The sequence below is a fragment of the Pseudomonas sp. 22189 genome (assembly GCF_052045635.1).
GTDB classification, from domain to species: Bacteria; Pseudomonadota; Gammaproteobacteria; order Pseudomonadales; family Pseudomonadaceae; genus Aquipseudomonas; species Aquipseudomonas parakoreensis.
The window spans coordinates 152,643-173,321 of record NZ_JBQEPG010000013.1 but is presented as its reverse complement, the minus strand read 5'-3'; the positions used below and the strand labels follow the sequence as shown (position 1 = coordinate 173,321).

The window sequence follows — 20,679 nt, the reverse complement described above, 5'->3', positions numbered from 1 at the left end:
CAGCCTGCGGCAGCTCCTACAGGGTGATTCGGCAGCGGGAGAAGTCTAGCTCGGGCATCGCCATTAGTTTAGAAAAATCTGAACTAAGTTTTTGCCCGTAGCGATTCTTCCCCCGCACTACATTTCGCAGAATCGGCCCCACAGCGGCGTCCGAACCTGTGCTCGACGGTGCGCCGACATAAATAAAACAAAGACGATGAGGCCCTACCCGTGGACAAGATTCTTCACCAACCACTGGGCGGCAACGAAATGCCGCGCTTCGGCGGCATCGCCACCATGCTCCGACTCCCCCATGTACCGACCGCTGCCGGCCTGGACGCTGCCTTCGTTGGCGTGCCCCTGGACATCGGTACTTCGCTGCGCCCCGGCACCCGCTTCGGGCCGCGCGACATCCGCACCGAATCGGTGATGATCCGCCCGTACAACATGGCCACCGGCGCCGCGCCGTTCGACTCGCTGTCGGTCGCCGACATCGGTGACGTGGCGATCAACACCTTCAACCTGCTCGACGCCGTGCGCATCATCGAAGAGGCCTACGACAACATCCTCGAGCACAACGTGATCCCGATGACCCTGGGTGGCGACCACACCATCACCCTGCCGATCCTGCGGGCGATTCACAAGAAGCACGGCAAGGTCGGTCTGGTGCACATCGATGCCCACGCTGACGTCAACGATCACATGTTCGGCGAGAAGATCGCCCACGGCACGACCTTCCGTCGCGCCGTCGAAGAAGGTCTTCTGGACTGCGACCGCGTGGTGCAGATTGGTTTGCGCGCGCAGGGTTACACCGCTGACGACTTCAACTGGAGCCGCGATCAGGGCTTCCGCGTCGTACAAGCCGAAGAGTGCTGGCACAAGTCGCTGGCGCCGCTGATGGCCGAAGTGCGCGAGAAAGTCGGCGGCGGCCCGGTGTACCTGAGCTTCGACATCGACGGCATCGACCCGGCCTGGGCGCCAGGTACCGGCACCCCGGAAATCGGGGGTCTGACGACCATTCAGGCGATTGAAATCGTTCGCGGCTGCCAGGGCCTCGACCTGATCGGCTGCGATCTGGTAGAAGTCTCGCCCGCTTACGACACCACCGGCAACACCTCGCTGCTGGCCGCCAACCTGCTGTACGAAATGCTCTGCGTACTGCCTGGCGTGGTCCACCGCTGAGGGTTCGGCCATGAACGAACGTGATCAGGTGTTGAAAGCGGCTGCCGATCTGGTGTCCGCCTTCGCGCGTAACGATCGCGAAGCTTATTTCGGCGCGTTCAGCGCCGACGCAAGCTTCGTGTTTTACACCCTCGAACAGCCGCTGCTGTCGCGCGATGCCTATCAGGCGTTGTGGGACACCTGGCGCGCCGAGGATGGCTTTGAAGTGCTGTCGTGCACTTCGAGCAACGCCTTCGTCAGCCTGCAAGGTGACGTGGCGGTGTTTATCCATGACGTGGCCACCGAGCTGCGCATGCAAGGGGAGCAACATTTCAGCCAGGAGCGCGAGACGATTGTTTTCCGCAAACAAACGTCGAGCCTAGAACAACAAGGCCATTGGCTGGCCTGCCACGAACATTTGTCCGCAATGCCGGAAGGGCTGCCATCCCCTTAGCCAAACAGGTGACGCTCACGCACGATGAGCGCGCCTTTATGATCGGAGCAGATCATGAATAACAACAACAACGACCAAAGCCTTACGCAAATTGAAACCCACGGGGTCGAACAGATCCCGGACCACGAACGCACCGCAGGCCCGACGGACTTGTTCCGGATGATCTTCGGTGGTTCCAATACCTTTGCCACCGCCGTGCTCGGCAGTTTCCCGGTACTGTTCGGCCTGTCGTTTCAGGCCGGTGTCTGGGCGATTGTGCTGGGCGTGCTGCTCGGCTCGCTGATCCTCGCACCGATGGGCCTGTTCGGCCCGATCAACGGCACCAACAATGCCGTGTCCTCCGGCGCCCACTTCGGCGTGCACGGGCGGATCGTCGGTTCGTTCCTGTCGCTGTTGACCGCCATCGCGTTTTTCTCGCTCTCGGTGTGGAGTTCGGGCGATGCATTGATCGGCGGGGCGAAACGCCTGATCGGTCTGCCGGAAACCGACCTGACCCTGGGCCTGGCCTACGGTCTGTTCGCGATTCTGGTGCTGACCGTGTGCATCTACGGCTTCCGCTTTCTGCTGTGGGTGAACAAGATCGCGGTGTGGAGCGCCAGTCTGTTGTTCCTGCTGGGCATGTTCGCCTTCGCCGGTCCTTTCGATGTCAACTACGCCGGTACGGTGAACCTCGGGCAACCGGGCTTCTGGGCGGCGTTCATCGGCGCGGCGCTGGTGGCGATGAGCAACCCGATCTCGTTCGGTGCGTTCCTCGGCGACTGGTCGCGCTACATCCCGCGTGACACCTCCAAGCAGCGAATCATGGCCGCCGTGGTGCTGTCGCAGATCGCCACGTTCATTCCGTTCCTGTTCGGCCTGAGCACCGCGACCATCGTCGCGATCAAGGCGCCGGACTACATCGCGGCGAACAATTATGTGGGTGGTCTGCTGACGGTATCGCCGAGCTGGTTCTTCCTGCCGGTGTGCCTGATTGCGGTGATCGGCGGTATGTCCACCGGCACCACCTCGCTGTATGGCACCGGGCTGGACATGTCCAGCGTATTTCCACGGGTGCTGTCGCGGGTCAAGGCGACGCTGCTGATTGGCGTGCTGTCGATTGCCTTCATTTTCATCGGGCGCTTTGCGGCGAACCTGGTGCAGAGCGTGTCGACCTTCGCCGTGCTGATCATCACCTGCACTACTCCGTGGATGGTGATCATGATTATCGGCCTGCTGGTGCGTCGCGGCTTCTACTGCCCGGATGACCTGCAAGTGTTCACTCGCGGCGAGCAAGGCGGACGCTACTGGTTCAACCACGGCTGGAACTGGCGTGGCCTGGGTGCATGGATCCCGAGCGCGGCGGTCGGCCTGTGCTTCGTCAACCTGCCGGGGCAGTTCGTCGGCCCGCTGGGCGAGATGGCCGGCGGCATCGACATCAGCCTGCCGGTGACGCTGGGTCTGGCGTCGATGGTGTATCTGACGCTGCTGAGCCTGTTCCCGGAACCGCGCGAGGTGTTCGGGCCGCAGGATGCGCGGCGTGAAGCCGCAGTAAAACCTGAACTGCGTCAGGCCGCCTGACGCNAAAGCAATCTGTCAGTCACTTCTTTGTTGAATGTGCCTACGCCTTCGCGAGCAGGCTCGCTCCCACAGTGAGCAGCACCCCGAACCAAATTTGTTTCACCATAAAAAAGACAATCGGAGACACGCCATCATGGCTTTGGATTTATTCGTCGTCCTCATCTACGCCGCCGGCATGCTGTTGCTCGGCTACTACGGCATGCGCAAGGCCAAGACCAACGAGGACTTTCTCGTTGCCGGGCGTAACCTGGGCCCGAGCCTGTACATGGGCACCATGGCCGCGACCGTGCTCGGTGGCGCGTCCACCGTCGGCACCGTGCGCTTGGGTTACGTGCACGGGATCTCCGGTTTCTGGCTGTGCGCGGCACTGGGTTGCGGCATCGTCGCGCTGAACCTGTTCCTCGCCAAACCGCTGTTGAAACTGAAGATCTACACCGTTACCCAAGTCCTGGAAAAACGCTACAACCCGATGGCCCGCTCGGCGAGCGCGGCGATCATGCTGGCCTACGCGCTGATGATCGGCGTGACCTCGATCCTCGCCATCGGCACCGTGCTGCAAGTGCTGTTCGGCCTGCCCTTCTGGATCTCGGTATTGCTCGGCGGTGGCGTGGTGGTGATCTACTCGGCGATCGGCGGCATGTGGTCGCTGACCCTGACCGACATCGTCCAGTTCATCATCAAGACCGTGGGCCTGATGTTCATCCTGTTGCCGATCTGCCTGTACCGCGTCGGTGGCTGGGACGAACTGGTGCTGAAGCTGCCGGCAGCGGCGTTCAACTTCACCACCATCGGCTGGGACACGATCATCACCTACTTCATGATCTACTTCTTCGGCATCCTGATCGGTCAGGACATCTGGCAACGGGTGTTCACCGTCAAGACCGCCAAAGTCGCGCAGTACGCCGGCAGCATCGCCGGTATCTACTGCATCCTTTACGGGCTGGCCTGCGCGCTGATCGGCATGGCTGCGCATGTGCTGATCCCGGATCTGGACAACGTCAACAACGCCTTCGCCGCCATCGTCAAACTGTCGCTGCCGGACGGCATCCGTGGTCTGGTGATCGCTGCGGCACTGGCGGCGATGATGTCCACCGCCAGCGCCGGCCTGCTCGCCGCGGCCACCACCCTGACCGAAGACCTGCTGCCGAAACTGCGCGGCGGCAAACAGTCGAGCTTGGGCGTCAACCGCCTGTTCACGTTGCTGACCGGTGTCGTGGTGCTGGGGATTGCGCTGGTGGTGAATGACGTGATCAGCGCCCTGACCCTGGCCTACAACCTGCTGGTCGGCGGCATGCTGATTCCGCTGATTGGCGCGATCTTCTGGAAACGTGCGACCACCGCCGGCGCCATCGCCAGCATGGGCCTGGGTTTCGCCACCGCGCTGCTGTTCATGTTCAAGGACGGTCTGGATGCGAACACGCCGATCTACTACAGCCTGGCTGTGGGCCTGGTGAGTTTTGTGGTGGTCAGCCTGGTCTCCCCTCGCCCGGCGACGGTGGCGAGTGCGATCTAAGCTTTACGTAACGACTTGATGCTTTCTTCGACGGGTGTGGCGTCGGTTGCCACACCCGTTTTTTTACGTCTGGAGAAATGGTTTATGAAGATCGTTTCGCGCGATCAGTGGTTCGAAGTTCTGAATTTGAGCGATGGCATTCGCCTGATTCACGAGCCGTATATTCGCCCGTTCTACCGCTGCAACCTCTGGCACATCCAGGGCCGCGACAGGGATCTGCTGCTCGACAGCGGTTCGGGACTGGTCAGCCTGCGCGAACAGTTGCCCTGGCTGACTGAACGGCCGCTGGTGGCCGTCGCCAGCCACTGCCATTTCGACCACATCGCCGGGCATCACGAATTCGCCGAGCGCCTGGTGCATCGCGCCGAAGCTGACATCCTCGCCGCGCCGGACGGCGAGAACGATTTGAGCCGGGCCTTTGTCGGCGACGACATGTTCGAGGCGCATCCGGACTGTCCGCTGTGCTACGCCGAATACCGGGTGAAGGCCGCGCCGGCCACCGGGTTTGTCGAGGATGGCGATGTGCTGGATCTGGGCAATCGCACCTTGCAGGTGCTGCACACGCCGGGGCATTCACCGGGCGGCATCAGCCTGTATGAAGCGGCGACCGAAACCTTGTTCAGCGGCGACATCATCTACGACGGGCCGCTGATCGAAGACGCCTACCACTCCAATCTGGAGGATTACGCCGCCAGCCTGCGGCGCTTGCAGGTGCTGCCGATCCGCACCGTGCATGGCGGGCATTTCGGCAGTTTTTCCGGCGGGCATTTACGTTCGATGATTGACCAATGGCTGCGCGGGCACGCTTGAGGCCTGAAGTTTGAGCTCCACCACAAAGCAAAAGATCGCAGCCTTCGGCAGCTCCTACAGGAAACACATTCCCTGTAGGAGCTGGCGAAGGCTGCGATCTTTTGATCTTTTATTTGAGCACTACCGCCGGCGAGGCTGACGCCGGCGCTGTTCGTCATCGGTGCGGATCGGTACGGGTTGCAGAGGCGGTTCGATCAAGCCGAGGGCTACACCCAAATCGTGCAGCCAGTTCTGAATTTTCTCTTTCATCGTCATGCCCCCTTCAGGGTAGTGCTGAGCGGCCGGAATTCTGAGGCCGCTTCGCACTGATAATAGTCCGAAGTCCTACGCAATGCTCGGCCAAATCCGCAATGATCTGTTACTGAATTGAACAGAATTACGATTGGTTGGTTCACGCCGTGCGCCGGGGTTCACTCGATGCCACGGGATAGAGAGCTTGCTGCTGCTCAATCCAGGCATTGAGGTTGGCCCCGACCATGCCCTTGCGCCACATGAGCCACGTTGTCGCACTGGCGAACGGCTCGACCAACGGGTGCACCGCGACGCTTTCACGCCCCGGCAGACTGGCGAGCATCGACTCCGACATCAGCGCCACACCGCTGCCGGCAATCACGCAGGCAAGCATGCCCTGATAGGACTCGATCTCCATCGCCCGGCCCATCGCCGCCTGATAGTGGACAAACCACGCTTCCAGCCGGGCGCGGTAGGCGCAGCCATGGCGGAAGGTAAACACCGCCCTGCCCTCGACGTCCTTGGCGCTGCGGATCGGCGGATGATCGGCCTCGCTGATCAGCACCAGACGCTCCTCACACAGCGGCACGCCGTCGATCCCGGCCAATTGCGGCGGACCGTCCACCAGCGCCGCATCAAGACGCCCGGAGACGAGGCCTTCGAGTAACTCGCCGCTGGGCCCGGATTGCACTTGCAGGTTCACCGCCGGGTATTGCTTGTGATAACGCGCCAACAGCGCCGGCAAATGGATCGCCGCGGTGCTGTACAGCGTGCCGAGGACAAAATCCCCGGCCGGTTGCCCGCCCATCACTGCCGCACTGGCCTGATCGCGCAGGGCAAACAGCTTGCCGGTGTAGTCCAGCAGGACTTTTCCCGCAGGGGACAACTGCAAACGCTGACGCTCACGAACGAAAAGTTCGACGCCCAATTGCTCTTCCAGCTGTTTGAGCCGGGTCGACAGGTTGGACGGCACCCGGTGCAGACGCTCGGCGGCGCGGGTGATCGAACCTTCCTCGGCCACTGCCTGAAAGATCCGCAATTGGCTGAACTCCACAAACCTTCTCCATAACAGAACAAGTTTCTCACTATTATTCAATTTTAAAGAAAGTCAATCGGTTCTAGCCTGACGGTCATTGCTCCTCCAAAGGAATCCTGACCATGTCGCCACTGATTCGCTTATCCGCCTGTTTCATCGCCCTGATGATGGCCATGGGCATCGGGCGTTTCGCCCTCACCCCGCAACTGCCGCACCTGCTCAGCGAAGGCCAGATCGATCTGACGGCCGCCGGTCTGATTGCCGCGGCCAACTACCTCGGCTATCTGTTGGGCGCGGTGGATGCGATGTTCGCCCATCGTCCGCAGCAAGTGCAGCGGCGTCTGCACGGTGGATTGTGGCTGTGCGTGGTGCTGACGCTGGCATCGTTCTGGGCCAACGGTTTCTGGGCGCATTTGCTGCTGCGCTTCGGCACCGGAGTGGCGAGTGCCTGGGTGCTGGTGATGATTACGGCGCTGAGTCAGCCCTTGGCAGCGGCGGCAGGTCGGCCACGGCTGGGTGCGCTGGTATTTGCCGGCCCCGGACTGGGAATTTTTCTGACCGGGTTGCTGGCACTGTTCTCACATCTGCTGAACCAGACATCTGCCACCTTGTGGCTGATCTATGCCGGCGTGGCGTTGCTGATGCTGCTGGCGATCGTGCGAATCCTGCCGCAACCGGGCGTGCACACGCCGGTCGCCACGCTCAACGTCAATCATTCGAATCGCGGCATCCCGCGACTGGCAGTGGTGTATGCGCTGTATGGCGTGGGTTACATCATCCCGGCCACATTCCTTTCGCAAATGGCCAACGCGCAGTTTCACGGGCAATGGCAGGCCGATCTGTTCTGGCCGTGCTTCGGCCTCGGCGCGGCCATCGGCGTATTGCTGGTGAGCCTGCGACGCCACGACCCGAACACCACACGGCACTGGCTGACCGCCACCCTGTGGTTGCAAGCGCTCGGGGTCTTTGCCTGTCTGTTGGGCAGCGGTTATGGCCTAGCGCTGGGGGTGATGTTGTGCGGCATGCCGTTCCTCGCTTGCATGCAACTGGTGATGCAACGCTCGCGGGAACTGGCGCCGCACAGCACCCAGCGCAACGCCGGGCTGCTGACGGCGTGCTTTGCCGTCGGCCAGCTCAGCGGCCCGCTGCTGGCGGCGCTGAGCAGCCATTTCAGCGGCGGCTTGCAACCGGCGCTGGTGATCGCCGGCAGCGGTCTGCTGATTGCCGGTGGGCTGGCCTTGCAGTCAGTCAGCGCTGGCCGAGGGCTTGGCGCAAACGCCGACGCACCCACTGCTCAGCGCTGACAAAAGTGATGCCCAGCAACACCAGTACCGCGCCGATGACGAAGTTCACGCTCAATTCTTCACCGAGCAGTAGCACGCCGAAGGTGACGCCGAACAGCGGCGTCATGAACGAAAACACCGCCAGATTGGCCGCCAGATAGCGGCGCAGCAGCCAGAACCAGGTCAGGTAACTGAAAAACGACACCACCAGACCCTGAAACAACACGCTGGCCACCGCCACGGGGGTCAGGCTGACGTGGCTGATCTGGCCGCTGAACAACGCGATCAACAACAGTCCAGCGAAGCCGACGATCAACTGATAGAACAGGGTCAACGTCACTGGCGCCTCTGACAGACGCGAGGCGCGCACCACCACGGTGGTCGCGCCCCAGCAGGCGCCGGCAATGACCCCGAACGCATCGCCCAGCAGCATGCGCCGGTCGAGGTTGTCCCACGACACGCCGCCGGCGAAGGCTATCGCGATGCCGACGAACGCTAGCAGAATCCCCAGCCACTGCAGCGGGCGCAGGCGCTCGCTGGCCAACAGGAAATGCACGCCCAGCGCGGTGAAAATCGGCGCGGTGTAGAGGAACACCGACATGTGCGCGGCGGTGGTCAGCTGCAGACCTTCGGCGATGAAGAAGAACTCCAGACCGAACAACGCACCGGCCAGCAGTCCGCCGCGCCAGGTGTTGCTCACCTGATCCCAACCGCCCTTCCAGCACAGCAGCAGGCCCACCAGCAGCGCAGAAATACCCGAGCGCCCGGCGGCTTGCATCACCGGCGCGATGTCCGGCGCGGCCCACTTGATCATCACTTGCTGCACGCCCCAGATCAGGCAGAGGCCGATCATCACCTGCAAGGCAAACCCGTCGGCATTGCGCCGCTCGACACTCACCGCAACACCTCGAAAACACACAACATGGCAGCCGTCCACTGGTCGAAAATCTGTGTCGGGGATTATCAATCAGTCGGGCAAAAAAAGCCGTCTGAAAAAGACTTTGTCTGAGTCAGTAACGTCAGCGGTGTATGCCTGTCGGCTGCGCCGCCATTCGCTGGCAAGCCAGCTCCCACAATGACCGGGTTGCTCACTGATTCTTGGTTCGCCACAAAACGCTGTGGGAGTCTGGCTTGCCAGCGATGACGTCAGTTCGATCAACGCAGATCAGGGAGCTGAACTCAGTAGTCGTTTCGTCACCAATAAACCAACCGAGCAGGCAACAGCCGTGGCAAACGTCCCCCACGCCCAATCCATCAAACTCACCTGAACCGACCACCCACGCAACGTTGCCCAATTGGTCAGGTCATACGTGCCATACGCCACCAGCCCCAACAACGCGCCCATTCGTGCCGCCCGTTGCCAGTTCAGCGCCGGCAACACCACAAACTGCACGCAACCAACAACGTACAGGCAATAAAAAACCGCTGCCGGAACCAGCAGCGGTTTTTCGAGCATCAGCGAACCGAGCAGCTCGCGGTAGGTGGGCGCCATCAATACGCCGAGCCAGATACCGTCGAGCAACAGAAACGCCAGCAGTGTGGCGCCATAGGCAATCAACGCTTTCTTCATCTGCAAACCCTCATGTAGGAGCTGCCGCAGGCTGCGATCTTTTGCCTTTGAAGATCGAAAGATCGCAGCCTGCGGCAGCTTCTACATGGGGCCGACGGTCACTCAGGTTAGTTCAACGCGATCAGCATGAATGACGATCTTGCCTTCCTTGTACAGCGAACCGATGGCCTTCTTGAAGTTACCCTTGCTGACGCCGAACAGACTGCTGATCAGCGCCGGATCGCTCTTGTCGCTGACGGCCAGCGTGCCGTTGTTTTCGCGCAACTTGGCGAGGATTTTCGAGCTGAGGCTGCTCGCTGCTTCCTGACCTACCGGTTGCAGGCTGAGGCTAATCTTGCCGTCGGCGCGCACTTCCTTGATGAAACCCTTCTCGCGCATGCCGGAGCGCATGAACTTGAAGATTTCATTCTTGTGGATCAAGCCCCAATGCTTGTTGTTGATGATCGCCTTGAAGCCCATGTCGGTGGCTTCAGCCACCAGCAGATCAACTTCCTGACCGGCGCTGTAGTTGGCCGCTGTCTTGTCGAGGTAGCGATCCAGACGCGCGGTCGCGGTGATGCGGCGCGTGTGTTTATCGAGATAGACGTGCACCACGCAGTACTCGCCAGCGGTCATCTGCCGCTTTTCTTCGGAATACGGCAGCAACAGATCTTTTGGCAGGCCCCAATCGAGAAACACGCCAATGCTGTTGACTTCAACCACTTTCAGACTGGCAAATTCGCCGACCTGAACTTTTGGTTTTTCAGTGGTAGCGAGAAGTTTGTCTTCGCTGTCCAGATAAATAAATACATTGAGCCAGTCTTCATCTTCGCTGGGAATATCTTTAGGGATATAACGGTTGGGCAAAAGAATTTCGCCGTCGGCACCGCCGTCCAGATATAAACCGAAGTTAGTGTGTTTAACCACTTGCAAACTGTTGTAACGCCCGACTAAAGCCATTTTCCAAAACCCTCATTGCGTGGCGGCATTCTACCCGGTTTTGCCGGTCTCGTTCGCCGAGCGAGCAGCCGGGCGAAGAAAATCCTCTGGGCACCTTGATTTTCCTTGGTTTGGCGCAAGCGACTCGCCATTCGTCAGGCCAGTGCGGCACCTGACGCAGCGTTTCACGGCTTACATTTTCAGTAACGAGCAATAAATGTTGTTATTTAAAACAGTGGCTTAGGCGGATATTTCGAATAATTAAGCGAGAATAATCCACCCGCACACTCAGTTATTCCCGGGGATATTTATCAAGCAATTGTCAAGTTATTCCTGTACGATGCCTGGCCGAGTTACTTTTCTACAGGTTAATGGCCGCCATGCGTGTAAAAGCATCCACCAGCAAAGCAAAGCCAGCTCCAGCCGTCGAAACCAGCGAATCGATCAATGATCAAATCGCAGCGTTCCTCAAGTCCGGCGGCGAAATCCAGCAAATTGCCAAAGGCGTCAGCGGCCAGACGTTCGGCCCGTCCAAGCAGATCAGCCTGGGCAAGAAGTAACACCCGGTAAAACACCCGTCCTGAGACGCTTTGAGCTTCGAAGCGTCTGGACAGGCACCCGCGCAACACCCTCACTTCTGTTTAATCAATCTTTTGAAAATCGACGAACGGCCATCATTGCCGAGCATTCGCCGGTATCCTTGCACGCGTCTGGATCAAGCGTTTCAGCAGGCTCAGCCCTGCACTCGCTGTTCATGGAGTGACGCATGCTCAAATCAAATTCCTGTTTATTGCTTGTGGGCCTACTGGCCTGGTCATCGGCGCACGCGCAGATTTTCCAGCGCGAGCTCGGCGACTTCGACCTCAAACTCGGCACCACGCCCAGCCGCAGCATGGCCCAAGGTCTGGTCAAGCCGGCAGCCGTCGGCTCGTTCCACGGCGGCCTCGATCTGAGCCACGACAGCGGCCTGTATGTCGGCCAATACGCGCCGAGCATGGGCCTGACCCCGGGCAAGAACCTGGAAATCGACTCCTACGTCGGCTTCAAACAACCTTTCGATCAGACCCTCGGCTACGAAGTCGGGATGATCCACTACAGCTATCCCAAGGTCGATACCCTCGATAGCCAGGAGCTGTTCGGCGGCCTGACCCTGCTCGGCAGCCGTTTCGGTATAGCCGTCAGCAACGACCCGGACAAACAGAACAACACGCTGTTCGCCGATCTGGGTGGCAATCAGCCGTTCGGCATCGGGATCAGCATGAAATACACCACCCATCAATTGAACACGCCGGTGTCAGTGGACGGTGGTTATGTCAGCAGTTTTACCGATTGGTCAGTGAAATTTTCCCGGCCGTTCATGGGCGTCGATCTCGACCTGATCTACAGCAATTCCAACCTCAGTGGCAGCGATTGCTCGGCGTATTCCGGGCACAACAGTCAGTGCGACGGACTGGTGACGCTCAAGGCCGAGCGCGCATTCTATTGATGGGCTGAACTGCCGGGAGCTTCCTGCGTTCACATGAGAATCAGACGTCAGGCTCTCGCAAGGATTCGCTCATGTCTCGCTGGTTCAAACACCTCGCCACCCTGCTGATCTTCACCCTTGCCCTCGGCGCCTGCAGCCGTGTCGGCCTGGCCTACCGCAACCTCGACGTGATCATCCCGTGGACGCTCGGCGACTACCTGGACATGAACGGCGAGCAAAAAGACTGGTTCAACGAACGCCTCAAGGAGCACCTGAACTGGCACTGCACCACGCAATTGCCGGGCTACCTCGACTGGCTGGACCGTTTGCAGGCAATGGTCGAAAGCAATCAAGTGACCGACGCTGCACTGCAAGCACGAACCGAGGAAGCGAAAAAAGCCATTGCCGAAACCGCACGGCAGATCACACCGTCGGCCATCGAGTTACTGCAAGGGCTGGACGACAAACAAGTGGCGGAAATGAACGACGCGTTCGCCAAGGATCTGCGCAAACGTGAAAAGGAATACGTTAAACCGCCGCTGGCGCAACAGATTGCCGAACGCGGCGCACGCATGGACAAGCGCCTGACCGACTGGCTGGGTCCGTTGAGCGTGACTCAGGAACAACGGGTAATGGCTTGGTCGACCGCCCTGGGCGATCAGAATACCCAATGGATCGCCAACCGCGCACATTGGCAGCAGCAGTTCAGTAACGCCGTTGCCCAGCGTAAAAGTGCCGAATTCCCACAACGGATCGAGACACTTCTGGTCAATCGCGAGCGTTTATGGACAGCGGATTACCAAAAAGCCTACGCCAACACCGAAGCGCAGGCGCGTTCGCTGGCGGTGGATCTGATGGCCGAGAGTACGCCGCAGCAGCGTCAGCGGTTGTTGAAGAAGATCGAGGGTGTGCGTAAGGACTTCAATGATTTGAAGTGTCTGAAAGCAGTAAAGCAGGAATAGAAGATCAAAAGATCGCAGCCTTCGGCAGCTCCTACAGGGTTATGTGTAGGAGCTGCCGAAGGCTGCGATCTTTTGTTTTCAGGCAATTTGCGCTTTAGAAGCCACCTCATCAAACGTCGCCTCATCCAGCGCATCCACCTGCTCATCCAGCACTTGCCGCGGATGATCATTGCCGGGAATGCTGCTGTCGATCAGGCTCAACAAGCTGGAACCCCGCGGGGTCAGTATGAAATTGTTACCGGTGCTGCCCTCATGATCCGGACGCGGTTCGATGAACCCACGGTCCAGCAGTAACTTCTCGTACTCGCAGGCCACCGTTTTCAGGTGATCCAGATTCTCGATCGGCTCGCCCGCACTGGCTTTCTCTGCTGCGTAGTCCTCGGCATATTTTCGCGGCGCGAAACTTTCGCCTGCACTGTTCTGCACTTCATGCAGCAAGCGTTCAATCAAATCCCAGTTATAAGTCGTCATCCTGATTCAACCTCCGGTGCGCGTGATTTGGGGCACTGTCATAGGTTGTGACCCGGACACACCGCAGCCGTTCAGCTGCATTTTCCGCAGCGAGCGACCGACATGCTGTTTGCGACAACTCTGAACTTTTCGTCGCATCCAGGCCTCCACCCAATAACCCGCCTTAACCGGAACGGAGGCCTGCCCCATGAAAACCCTGCTCAAACTCACCCTCGCCGCCACCCTCGCCTGCGCCCTGCCGGTCTGGGCCTGTACCCCAGAAGAAGCCACCGCCAAACGTGAACAACTGGCCAAGGAAGTGGCCAAGCTCACCGAACAGAATCCGGCCAAGGCCAAGGAAATCAATGCCGAGTTGCAGAAGATGGACTTGGGCACGGCCAGTGCAGATTTGCCGGACAAGTGCCAGTTGATTGATCAGCGGTTGAAGGAACTGGACTCGGCTGAGAAAAAAACCGAAAGCTAAAAGCACAAGATCAAAAGATCGCAGCCTTCGGCAGCTCCTACACCAGACCCTGTAGAAGCTGCCGAAGGCTGCGATCTTTTGATCTTAAAAATGCATTTGTGCATTTATTTTATTGCACAAACGCATATACAGACTAAGGTTACCTCGAGCAAGGAGATCGGCACCGTTCATCGCAGATGAAAACCGTTAACCACCGATCGCTCGGCAATACCGCAACACCACCACAAGCTGGACGCTTGTTTTCATTCATGGAGGACTGAAAAAATGTTAACCACTCAAGCCACATCATTCACCGGCGAGAGCCTGCCAAGGTGCCTTGTCGGCCATCTGCTCGACCCGCAACTGGTCGAGGTTCAAGCCACTGCACAAACCGCCGCACTGGCCGCTGCCAGTCTCAACTTCAGCATGCAGAAACAGACTCAGACCAACTGGTGCTGGGCCGCTGTTTCCGCTTCGGTCGGCAATTATTACGGCACTGGAAACTGGACCCAGTGCGGCGTCGCCAGCACCCAACTGGACCGCAACTGCTGCAGCCAGCCGGGGCCGTGCAACGTCTACGGCTATCTGGATTCGGCCCTGCAGACCACCCGCAGCTATAACGGGATGAATCAGGGTTCGCTGCAGATGTCGGCCATTCAGAACCAGATCAACATGGGCCGCCCGGTCGGCCTGCGCTGTGCCTGGTACGGTGGCGGTGCGCACTTCCTGGCGATCTACGGCACCAACGGCAACTATGTGCTGGTTGCCGACTCGATCTACGGTTATTCGACCCGCGCGCTGAACTCATTCCCGGGTTCGTACAACGGCGGCGGCAACTGGACTCACACTTACTTCACCGCAAAAAACTAGGAGGGCAACATCATGCAACTGACTTATCCAAAGGCGCCTTCCAACGGCGTACAGACGTTGCGTCCGGTGCTGCAAGCCGCGCTGCAAAACCAGGGCTTCGGCATCAACCGCCAGTTCGCCAACGCGACACCGGCCAAAGTCAGCCTCAGCGAAGCCTATCGTGGCTACTCGCTGACACTCGACGATCTGAGCCAGGGCAAGGGTTTGAAAGACGCACGCATCGGTGACTGGCATTACCTGGTGTTTGCCGACGGCGTCAGCATTGCCGATGCGCAACTGGCCGAGGTGCGTGGCCATGTCGAGTTCGCTTCGCTGAACCACGGCACCCGGGCCGCCGACACCGTGGGCGCGTTGAAACTGGCGGAACAGGCGCCGCAATTGCAAGGCAAAAGCGTTGAACTGCGCGTGCTGTTTGTCTCGGCGCTGCACGTCGTGGCGATCTGGCTGCATGCGGACGGTGAGGATGTGCTGATCCCGATTGAGCCGACGCCAAAAGAGCTGGGCGACTCGCGGCTGTACAGCGAAGCCGCGCTGCTCGCGCTGCTCAAACCGGCGGCAGATCGCGCCAGACAGCGCTTTGACGCGGACACCAGCGGACAGTTGGGGAACTGACAGACCCTGCGCATAAAAAACCCGGACACTGTCCGGGTTTTTTATTGGCCATTTGTGGCGACTTATTCAGCCGCAGGCTCGGCCGGCTTGCGGCGCTTGAGCGGGGCCATGCCGTCGCTGCTCACCAGCGAATCCGGCTTCGGCCGATTGGCGCTCTTGCGCTTGGTCGGGGTCTTGGCGGCGGTTTTCTTCTTGTCGCCCTTGGCGTCGGTCTTTTTCTTCTTCACGCCGACGGCTTTGCCCGAGGCCTTGACCTTTTTCGGCCCACCGTAGGTGCCTTTGACTTCCTTGATGGTGCGGCGCTCGAAGCTCTGCTTCAGGTAGCGCTCGATGCTCGACATCAGGTTCCAGTCACCGTGGCAGATCAGCGAGATCGCCAGACCGTCGTTGCCTGCGCGGCCGGTACGACCGATGCGGTGCACGTATTCGTCGCCGCTGCGTGGCATGTCGAAGTTGATCACCAGATCCAGGCCATCAACGTCCAGACCACGGGCCGCGACGTCGGTAGCGACCAGAATCTTCACGCCGCCCTGCTTCAGACGGTCGATCGCCAGTTTGCGATCCTTCTGGTCTTTCTCGCCGTGCAGCACGAACGCTTTGTATTCCTGAGCCACGAGGCGGCCGTAGATGCGGTCGGCCATGGCCCGGGTGTTGGTGAAGACGATGGCCTTCTGGTAGGTCTCGTTGGCCAGCAGCCAGTTGACGATCTGTTCTTTGTGCTGGTTGTGATCGGCTGTGATGATCTGCTGACGGGTGGTCGAGTTCAGTTGGCTGACCGCGTTGAGCTGCAGGTGCTCAGGGTTGTTCAGCACCTTGGCGATCATCTCGCGCAGGCCGGAACCGCCGGTGGTGGCGGAGAACAGCATGGTCTGCTGACGGTTAGGGCATTCGTCGACCAGACGCTGTACGTCTTCGGCGAAGCCCATGTCGAGCATGCGGTCGGCTTCGTCGAGCACCAGCACTTCGACTTCTTTGAGGTCGAGGTTGCCGGCGTTGAGTTGCTCGATCATCCGGCCCGGGGTACCGATCAGGATGTCCGGCACCTTGCGCAGCATCGCCGCTTGCACCTTGAAGTCTTCACCGCCGGTGATCAGGCCGGACTTGATGAAGGTGAACTGCGAGAAGCGTTCAACTTCTTTCAGGGTCTGCTGGGCCAGTTCGCGGGTCGGCAGCAGGATCAGGGTCTTGATGCTGACGCGAATCTTCGCCGGGCCGATCAGGCGGTTGAGGATCGGCAGGACAAAAGCGGCGGTCTTGCCGCTACCGGTTTGCGCCGTCACCCGCAGGTCACGCCCCTGGAGCGCCAGCGGAATGGCCGCTGCTTGCACAGGCGTTGGCTCGACAAATTTCAGCTCGGCCACGGCTTTGAGCAGGCGTTCGTGCAGGGCGAATTGGGAAAACACGGGTGCTACCTCGAAGATATGCAAAAAAACAGCTGCATAGGTTACCGGTTTCGAGCGCTCAGGCCGAGTTTCTTTATACAAACGGGCGTAATCAGTGGCTTTTTTGTTGCTCGATTTGTCTCCAACGGTAATACACAGCGTCTTAAATGCTCTAATCGCCCATCGCGTCTTACAGAAGAATCGTTGCTCACATGGATTTCAAACAGCTCTGGCTCAACGCCCAAGACCTCTGGGGTGCCCTCGAAAAGCACCCGTTCCTGCAATCCGGCCTGGCGCTGATGCTGCTATTGGTGATCGCGCTGATCCTCGGACGAGTGGCGCGCTATCTGATCCTGCACGCCAGCCGCATGCTCGGGCGCCAGCCGGCGCTGCACTGGATCAACGACTTTCGCCACAACAAGGTGTTTCAGCGTCTGGCGCAGATGACGCCATCGCTGGTAATCCAGTTCGGTCTGCACCTGGTGCCGGAACTGAGCAAAACCGCGATGACCTTCCTCGGCAACGTGGCGCTGTCCTTCACCATCCTGTTCCTGCTGCTGTCGGTCAGCGCCCTGCTCAATGCGTTGCTGGACATCTATGCGCGCACCGAACACGCGCGCACCCGCTCGATCAAGGGCTATGTGCAACTGGCGAAAATGGTCTTGTACGTGTTTGGCGCGATCATCATCGTCGCCACCCTGATCGACCGTTCGCCGTTGTTGCTGCTGTCCGGTCTGGGTGCGATGTCGGCGGTGATTCTGTTGGTCTACAAGGACACCCTGCTGTCGTTCGTCGCCAGCGTACAGCTGACCAGCAACGACATGCTGCGGGTCGGCGACTGGATCGAAATGCCGCAAGTCGGCGCCGATGGCGACGTGGTCGACATTACCTTGCACACGGTCAAGGTGCAGAATTTCGACAAGACCATCGTCTCGATCCCGACCTGGCGCCTGATGTCCGAATCGTTCCGCAACTGGCGCGGCATGCAGCAGTCCGGTGGACGACGGATCAAGCGCAGCCTGTTCATCGACGCCAGCGGCGTGCGCTTCATCCGCGACGATGAAGAAGAAAAGCTCTCCCAGGTGCACCTGCTGACCGCCTACATGGGCCGCAAGAAAGCCGAACTCAAAGCGTGGAACGAGGCGCAGGGTAATGTAGCGGCAATGGCGGCCAACCGTCGGCGCATGACCAACATCGGCACCTTCCGCGCTTATGCACTGGCCTACCTGAAAAGCCATCCCGAGATCCAGCCGAACATGACCTGCATGGTGCGCCAGATGCAGACCACGGCGCAGGGCATTCCGCTGGAAATCTACTGCTTCACGACTACCACAGTGTGGGCCGATTACGAGCGGATTCAGGGGGATATTTTCGATTATCTGCTGGCGGTGCTACCGGAGTTTGGCTTGAGCCTGTATCAGCAGCCGAGTGGCGGGGATTTGCGTTCGGGGTTATTGCCGGCGGTGCTGGGTTCGGCGCATATTCCGGAACCGCAAAAACATCTCATGTAACACCATCCCCAATGTAGGAGCTGCCGCAGGCTGNCTTTGATCTTTAAAATCAAAAGATCGCAGCCTGCGGCAGCTCCTACATTCAGTTATGCGGTGCGGCGGATACCGAGGCGGCTGATCCATACTGCGGCGAGGATGACGCTGCCGCCGAGCAACAATCGCCCCAGCTCTTCGTGCTGATTCCAGATCAGCAGATTCAGCAGCAGCCCCACCGGCACATGCAAATTGTTCATCACCGCCAGCGTGCCACCGTTGACCATGCACGCGCCCTTGTTCCACCAGTACATGCCCAGCGCGGTGGAGACCAGGCCGAGAAACAGCAACACACCCCACTGCAGCGGTGCTTCGGGCAGGAAGTTGGCTTTGCCGAACAGCAGAAACGCCGGCAACACCACCGCCAGTGCGCCGAGGTAGAAGAAGCCGAAACGCCGGTAATGCGGCAGGTCGCTCGGGTGTTTCGCCACCAGATGCTTGTACAGCACCTGGCCGGCGGCGTAGGTGAAGTTGGCCAGTTGCAGCAACAGGAAACCCATGAAGAAATCCGAGTTGATCCGATCAAAACGAATCACTGCCGCACCGCCCACCGCTACCAATGCAGCGACCAGCGCCCATGGATTGAAGCGTCGGTTCAACGCATCTTCGATCAACGTCACATGCAACGGTGTGAGGATGGTGAACAGCAGCACCTCCGGCACCGTCAGCACGCGGAAGCTCAGGTACAGGCAAACGTAGGTGATGCCGAACTGCAACGCGCCGATCAGCAGCATGCCGCGCATGAACGAAGGTTCCACCGAACGCCAGCGGGTCAACGGAATGAACACCAGCCCGGCCAGCACCACACGCACCAGTACCGCGAAGTAGCTGTCGACGTGCCCGGCGAGGTATTCGCCGATCAGACTGAAGGAAAACGCCTGGATCAGCGTGACAAAAAGTAGATAGCCCATGGTCGCCTCTGTTTCGAATGGCGGCGACGATAGCCGGTTTTACATTCCGCAACCAACACAAAATCCCCTGTAGGAGCTGCCGCAGGCTGCGATCTTTTGATTGTAAAAAACAACATCAAAAGATCGCAGCCTGCGGCAGCTCCTACAGGGAGAGCAGTGAATCAGAGAAATCCCAGGCAAAAAAAAGCCCGATCTCGCTAAAGCGTTCAATCGGGCTACAGCACTCAGGAGCAACAAGTGCAAAGGGAGGTTCGATGCGCGTAGAGCCTTGAAGGGGTTGCGCCAGGTCACTTAAACAAGCGGCGATTATCTGGCGATTAACCCATCAAGCGACCTGGGACAGTTTGGCGTTGGCCTGATTCAAGCCCTTCTCCTGGAAGTCGCCGCCCAGGTTCATGCCTTCGGCGTGAATGAAGGTCACGTCGTGGATGCCGATGAAACCCATGACCTGGCGCAGGTACGGTTCCTGATGGTCGGCCGGGCCGCCGGCGTAGATCCCGCCGCGAGCGGTGAGCACGTAGGCACGTTTGCCGCTGAGCAGGCCTTGCGGGCCGGTTTCGGTGTACTTGAAGGTCACACCGGCACGCAGCACGTGGTCGAGCCAGGCTTTCAGAGTGCTCGGGATCGCGAAGTTGTACATCGGCGCTGCCATCACCAATACGTCGGCGGCCAGCAACTCTTCGGTCAATTCGTTGGAGCGATCCAGCGACGTTTGTTCGTCGGCGTTGCGCTGTTCGGCAGACTTCATCCAGCCACCCAGCAGGTTGGCGTCCAGGTGGGGTACAGGGTTCACGGCGAGGTCACGCACGGTGATCTGATCGTTGGGGTGCGCCGCTTTCCACTGACCGATGAAGGTCTGGGTCAGTTGACGGGAAACCGAGTCTTGCTGGCGGGCGCTGCTTTCGATGATCAGAACGCGGGACATGGTGTGTAGTCTCCATCCGAGAATGTTGTAGGTCGATGGAGTGAAGGTTAAACAGGGTTGTATCGATGAAAAAGCGCAAATAATTGCTGCAAAGCATCGAATAATTCGTTTAGATGCAGTTTGTACCCTGTGGGAGCGAGCCTGCTCGCGAAGGCGGCGGGTCAGCCAGAGAAGGTGTCGACTGACACTACGCCTTCGCGAGTAGGCTCGCTCCCACAGGGATCGCCGTTATTTCGGGCTGCAACTCAGTTCAATGCGCAGCCTGATGATCTCGCGAGAGAACTTGGCCGTGGCGTTCGTATGCTTGCGGGCCGGGACTTCGATGTTGCGCGTACGTGGCGCTTCCGGGCCATTGTTGAAAACGGCTTTGCAGACGGCATCGACATCACCGAAGTTGACCACTTTTATGGAGCCGATGTCCTTGTCGGTGTCATAGGTTTCGTAGTCGATCTTCAAGCCATTGAGATTTTTCTGCACATCGATCGGGTAAGCAAACGCAGTCAGCGGCAGCAACGCGAGCACCACACAACAGAATTTTTTCATTCGCCAGTCTCCATGAGGGACGGCCAGCTTAGGACAAGAG

23 protein-coding genes are annotated in these 20,679 nt (G+C 59.4%); 13 read left to right on the top strand and 10 right to left on the bottom strand.

All coding sequences use genetic code 11. The annotated features are described in order from the left end of the window. The first annotated feature begins 210 nt into the window (after positions 1–210). The 5 genes from speB (at position 211) to ACTJKS_RS16465 (ending at position 5,474) form a co-directional block, all read left to right on the top strand. On the top strand, positions 211–1,161 hold the full coding sequence (speB, locus tag ACTJKS_RS16485) for an agmatinase (RefSeq protein ID WP_003222717.1): 951 nt from the start codon (positions 211–213) through the stop codon (positions 1,159–1,161). A gap of 10 nt (positions 1,162–1,171) precedes the next feature. Beyond that, positions 1,172–1,594, top strand: coding sequence for a YybH family protein (locus tag ACTJKS_RS16480; protein WP_108181994.1), 423 nt, complete (start codon positions 1,172–1,174; stop codon positions 1,592–1,594). Between the two features lie 54 nt (positions 1,595–1,648). Beyond that, positions 1,649–3,151, top strand: coding sequence for a purine-cytosine permease family protein (locus tag ACTJKS_RS16475; RefSeq protein ID WP_262948077.1), 1,503 nt, complete (start codon positions 1,649–1,651; stop codon positions 3,149–3,151). A gap of 133 nt (positions 3,152–3,284) precedes the next feature. Further along, on the top strand, positions 3,285–4,664 hold the full coding sequence (locus ACTJKS_RS16470; protein ID WP_041070225.1) for a sodium:solute symporter: 1,380 nt from the start codon (positions 3,285–3,287) through the stop codon (positions 4,662–4,664). 84 nt (positions 4,665–4,748) lie between these two features. Continuing rightward, complete coding sequence (locus tag ACTJKS_RS16465) at positions 4,749–5,474, top strand: MBL fold metallo-hydrolase (protein ID WP_108181992.1); 726 nt, start codon at positions 4,749–4,751, stop codon at positions 5,472–5,474. Positions 5,475–5,594: 120 nt separating this feature from the next. Here ACTJKS_RS16465 and ACTJKS_RS16460 read toward each other — a convergent pair whose 3' ends face one another. Beyond that, positions 5,595–5,723 carry a PA1414 family protein gene (locus tag ACTJKS_RS16460; RefSeq protein ID WP_003184145.1) on the bottom strand — a complete coding sequence of 43 codons (129 nt, stop codon included), beginning with the start codon at positions 5,721–5,723 and terminating at the stop codon, positions 5,595–5,597. A gap of 142 nt (positions 5,724–5,865) precedes the next feature. Continuing rightward, positions 5,866–6,759 carry a putrescine utilization regulator PtrR gene (gene ptrR, locus ACTJKS_RS16455; protein WP_198759109.1) on the bottom strand — a complete coding sequence of 298 codons (894 nt, stop codon included), beginning with the start codon at positions 6,757–6,759 and terminating at the stop codon, positions 5,866–5,868. A 104-nt stretch (positions 6,760–6,863) separates the two neighbouring features. Here ptrR and ACTJKS_RS16450 point away from each other — a divergent pair, with 104 nt between their 5' ends. Next, positions 6,864–8,045, top strand: a complete 1,182-nt coding sequence (locus ACTJKS_RS16450) for an MFS transporter (protein WP_262948078.1) — start codon at positions 6,864–6,866, stop codon at positions 8,043–8,045. On the opposite strand, the gene ACTJKS_RS16445 is transcribed toward ACTJKS_RS16450, so the two are convergent. The 3 genes from ACTJKS_RS16445 to ACTJKS_RS16435 all read right to left on the bottom strand — a co-directional run bounded on the left by ACTJKS_RS16445 (position 7,990) and on the right by ACTJKS_RS16435 (position 10,533). Continuing rightward, a complete protein-coding gene (locus tag ACTJKS_RS16445) occupies positions 7,990–8,922 on the bottom strand; it encodes a DMT family transporter (RefSeq protein ID WP_108181989.1) in 933 nt (310 codons plus the stop codon). The two genes, ACTJKS_RS16450 and ACTJKS_RS16445, sit on opposite strands and share 56 nt — an antisense overlap. A gap of 267 nt (positions 8,923–9,189) precedes the next feature. Then, a complete protein-coding gene (locus ACTJKS_RS16440; protein WP_108181988.1) occupies positions 9,190–9,594 on the bottom strand; it encodes a DUF2177 family protein in 405 nt (134 codons plus the stop codon). 102 nt (positions 9,595–9,696) lie between these two features. Further along, positions 9,697–10,533 (bottom strand): CvfB family protein, encoded by an 837-nt coding sequence (locus tag ACTJKS_RS16435; protein WP_262948079.1) that lies wholly within the window; start codon positions 10,531–10,533, stop codon positions 9,697–9,699. 350 nt (positions 10,534–10,883) lie between these two features. Here ACTJKS_RS16435 and ACTJKS_RS16430 point away from each other — a divergent pair, with 350 nt between their 5' ends. From ACTJKS_RS16430 to ACTJKS_RS16420, 3 genes are all read left to right on the top strand, one after another. Beyond that, a complete protein-coding gene (locus tag ACTJKS_RS16430) occupies positions 10,884–11,072 on the top strand; it encodes a hypothetical protein (RefSeq protein WP_016985943.1) in 189 nt (62 codons plus the stop codon). Between the two features lie 206 nt (positions 11,073–11,278). Next, positions 11,279–11,998: a TorF family putative porin gene (locus ACTJKS_RS16425; RefSeq protein ID WP_262948080.1), complete on the top strand. Its 720-nt coding sequence runs from the start codon at positions 11,279–11,281 to the stop codon at positions 11,996–11,998. Positions 11,999–12,069: 71 nt separating this feature from the next. Next, the gene (locus tag ACTJKS_RS16420) at positions 12,070–12,939 is read left to right on the top strand and encodes a DUF6279 family lipoprotein (protein WP_262948081.1); all 870 of its coding nucleotides are present in this window, start codon (positions 12,070–12,072) and stop codon (positions 12,937–12,939) included. Between the two features lie 78 nt (positions 12,940–13,017). On the opposite strand, the gene ACTJKS_RS16415 is transcribed toward ACTJKS_RS16420, so the two are convergent. Then, positions 13,018–13,410, bottom strand: a complete 393-nt coding sequence (locus ACTJKS_RS16415) for a transcriptional regulator (RefSeq protein WP_145593304.1) — start codon at positions 13,408–13,410, stop codon at positions 13,018–13,020. A 187-nt stretch (positions 13,411–13,597) separates the two neighbouring features. Between ACTJKS_RS16415 and ACTJKS_RS16410 the strand changes: the two genes are divergently transcribed. From ACTJKS_RS16410 to ACTJKS_RS16400, 3 genes are all read left to right on the top strand, one after another. Then, complete coding sequence (locus ACTJKS_RS16410) at positions 13,598–13,873, top strand: hypothetical protein (protein ID WP_262948082.1); 276 nt, start codon at positions 13,598–13,600, stop codon at positions 13,871–13,873. 264 nt (positions 13,874–14,137) lie between these two features. Then, positions 14,138–14,722 carry a papain-like cysteine protease family protein gene (locus tag ACTJKS_RS16405; RefSeq protein ID WP_041070244.1) on the top strand — a complete coding sequence of 195 codons (585 nt, stop codon included), beginning with the start codon at positions 14,138–14,140 and terminating at the stop codon, positions 14,720–14,722. A 12-nt stretch (positions 14,723–14,734) separates the two neighbouring features. Beyond that, positions 14,735–15,334, top strand: coding sequence for a hypothetical protein (locus ACTJKS_RS16400; RefSeq protein WP_262948083.1), 600 nt, complete (start codon positions 14,735–14,737; stop codon positions 15,332–15,334). A gap of 62 nt (positions 15,335–15,396) precedes the next feature. Here the strand turns inward: ACTJKS_RS16400 and ACTJKS_RS16395 are convergent, their stop codons facing one another. Continuing rightward, positions 15,397–16,737 (bottom strand): DEAD/DEAH box helicase, encoded by a 1,341-nt coding sequence (locus ACTJKS_RS16395; protein WP_041070247.1) that lies wholly within the window; start codon positions 16,735–16,737, stop codon positions 15,397–15,399. Positions 16,738–16,928: 191 nt separating this feature from the next. On the opposite strand from ACTJKS_RS16395, the gene ACTJKS_RS16390 reads away from it, so the two are divergent. Continuing rightward, positions 16,929–18,227 carry a mechanosensitive ion channel family protein gene (locus ACTJKS_RS16390; RefSeq protein WP_262948084.1) on the top strand — a complete coding sequence of 433 codons (1,299 nt, stop codon included), beginning with the start codon at positions 16,929–16,931 and terminating at the stop codon, positions 18,225–18,227. Positions 18,228–18,313: 86 nt separating this feature from the next. Here ACTJKS_RS16390 and ACTJKS_RS16385 read toward each other — a convergent pair whose 3' ends face one another. The 3 genes from ACTJKS_RS16385 to ACTJKS_RS16375 all read right to left on the bottom strand — a co-directional run bounded on the left by ACTJKS_RS16385 (position 18,314) and on the right by ACTJKS_RS16375 (position 20,639). Next, positions 18,314–19,171, bottom strand: coding sequence for a carboxylate/amino acid/amine transporter (locus ACTJKS_RS16385; protein ID WP_262948085.1), 858 nt, complete (start codon positions 19,169–19,171; stop codon positions 18,314–18,316). A gap of 325 nt (positions 19,172–19,496) precedes the next feature. Next, positions 19,497–20,096, bottom strand: coding sequence for an FMN-dependent NADH-azoreductase (locus ACTJKS_RS16380; protein WP_262948086.1), 600 nt, complete (start codon positions 20,094–20,096; stop codon positions 19,497–19,499). A gap of 228 nt (positions 20,097–20,324) precedes the next feature. After that, complete coding sequence (locus ACTJKS_RS16375; protein ID WP_086791968.1) at positions 20,325–20,639, bottom strand: 3-phosphoglycerate kinase; 315 nt, start codon at positions 20,637–20,639, stop codon at positions 20,325–20,327. Between the last annotated feature and the right edge of the window lie 40 nt (positions 20,640–20,679).

What these genes read in the sequence shown, in the direction of transcription:
- ACTJKS_RS16405 (WP_041070244.1), top strand. Translation starts at nt 14,138, where the DNA reads ATGTTAACCACTCAAGCCACATCATTCACCGGCGAGAGCCTGCCAAGG.
- ACTJKS_RS16430 (WP_016985943.1), top strand. Translation starts at nt 10,884, where the DNA reads ATGGCCGCCATGCGTGTAAAAGCATCCACCAGCAAAGCAAAGCCAGCT.
- ACTJKS_RS16415 (WP_145593304.1), bottom strand. Translation starts at nt 13,410, where the DNA reads ATGACGACTTATAACTGGGATTTGATTGAACGCTTGCTGCATGAAGTG.
- ACTJKS_RS16435 (WP_262948079.1), bottom strand. Translation starts at nt 10,533, where the DNA reads ATGGCTTTAGTCGGGCGTTACAACAGTTTGCAAGTGGTTAAACACACT.
- ACTJKS_RS16375 (WP_086791968.1), bottom strand. Translation starts at nt 20,639, where the DNA reads ATGAAAAAATTCTGTTGTGTGGTGCTCGCGTTGCTGCCGCTGACTGCG.
- ACTJKS_RS16440 (WP_108181988.1), bottom strand. Translation starts at nt 9,594, where the DNA reads ATGAAGAAAGCGTTGATTGCCTATGGCGCCACACTGCTGGCGTTTCTG.
- ACTJKS_RS16410 (WP_262948082.1), top strand. Translation starts at nt 13,598, where the DNA reads ATGAAAACCCTGCTCAAACTCACCCTCGCCGCCACCCTCGCCTGCGCC.
- ACTJKS_RS16480 (WP_108181994.1), top strand. Translation starts at nt 1,172, where the DNA reads ATGAACGAACGTGATCAGGTGTTGAAAGCGGCTGCCGATCTGGTGTCC.
- ACTJKS_RS16385 (WP_262948085.1), bottom strand. Translation starts at nt 19,171, where the DNA reads ATGGGCTATCTACTTTTTGTCACGCTGATCCAGGCGTTTTCCTTCAGT.
- ACTJKS_RS16390 (WP_262948084.1), top strand. Translation starts at nt 16,929, where the DNA reads ATGGATTTCAAACAGCTCTGGCTCAACGCCCAAGACCTCTGGGGTGCC.
- ACTJKS_RS16475 (WP_262948077.1), top strand. Translation starts at nt 1,649, where the DNA reads ATGAATAACAACAACAACGACCAAAGCCTTACGCAAATTGAAACCCAC.
- ACTJKS_RS16420 (WP_262948081.1), top strand. Translation starts at nt 12,070, where the DNA reads ATGTCTCGCTGGTTCAAACACCTCGCCACCCTGCTGATCTTCACCCTT.
- ACTJKS_RS16380 (WP_262948086.1), bottom strand. Translation starts at nt 20,096, where the DNA reads ATGTCCCGCGTTCTGATCATCGAAAGCAGCGCCCGCCAGCAAGACTCG.
- ACTJKS_RS16425 (WP_262948080.1), top strand. Translation starts at nt 11,279, where the DNA reads ATGCTCAAATCAAATTCCTGTTTATTGCTTGTGGGCCTACTGGCCTGG.
- ACTJKS_RS16450 (WP_262948078.1), top strand. Translation starts at nt 6,864, where the DNA reads ATGTCGCCACTGATTCGCTTATCCGCCTGTTTCATCGCCCTGATGATG.
- ACTJKS_RS16460 (WP_003184145.1), bottom strand. Translation starts at nt 5,723, where the DNA reads ATGAAAGAGAAAATTCAGAACTGGCTGCACGATTTGGGTGTAGCCCTC.
- ACTJKS_RS16400 (WP_262948083.1), top strand. Translation starts at nt 14,735, where the DNA reads ATGCAACTGACTTATCCAAAGGCGCCTTCCAACGGCGTACAGACGTTG.
- ACTJKS_RS16465 (WP_108181992.1), top strand. Translation starts at nt 4,749, where the DNA reads ATGAAGATCGTTTCGCGCGATCAGTGGTTCGAAGTTCTGAATTTGAGC.
- ACTJKS_RS16470 (WP_041070225.1), top strand. Translation starts at nt 3,285, where the DNA reads ATGGCTTTGGATTTATTCGTCGTCCTCATCTACGCCGCCGGCATGCTG.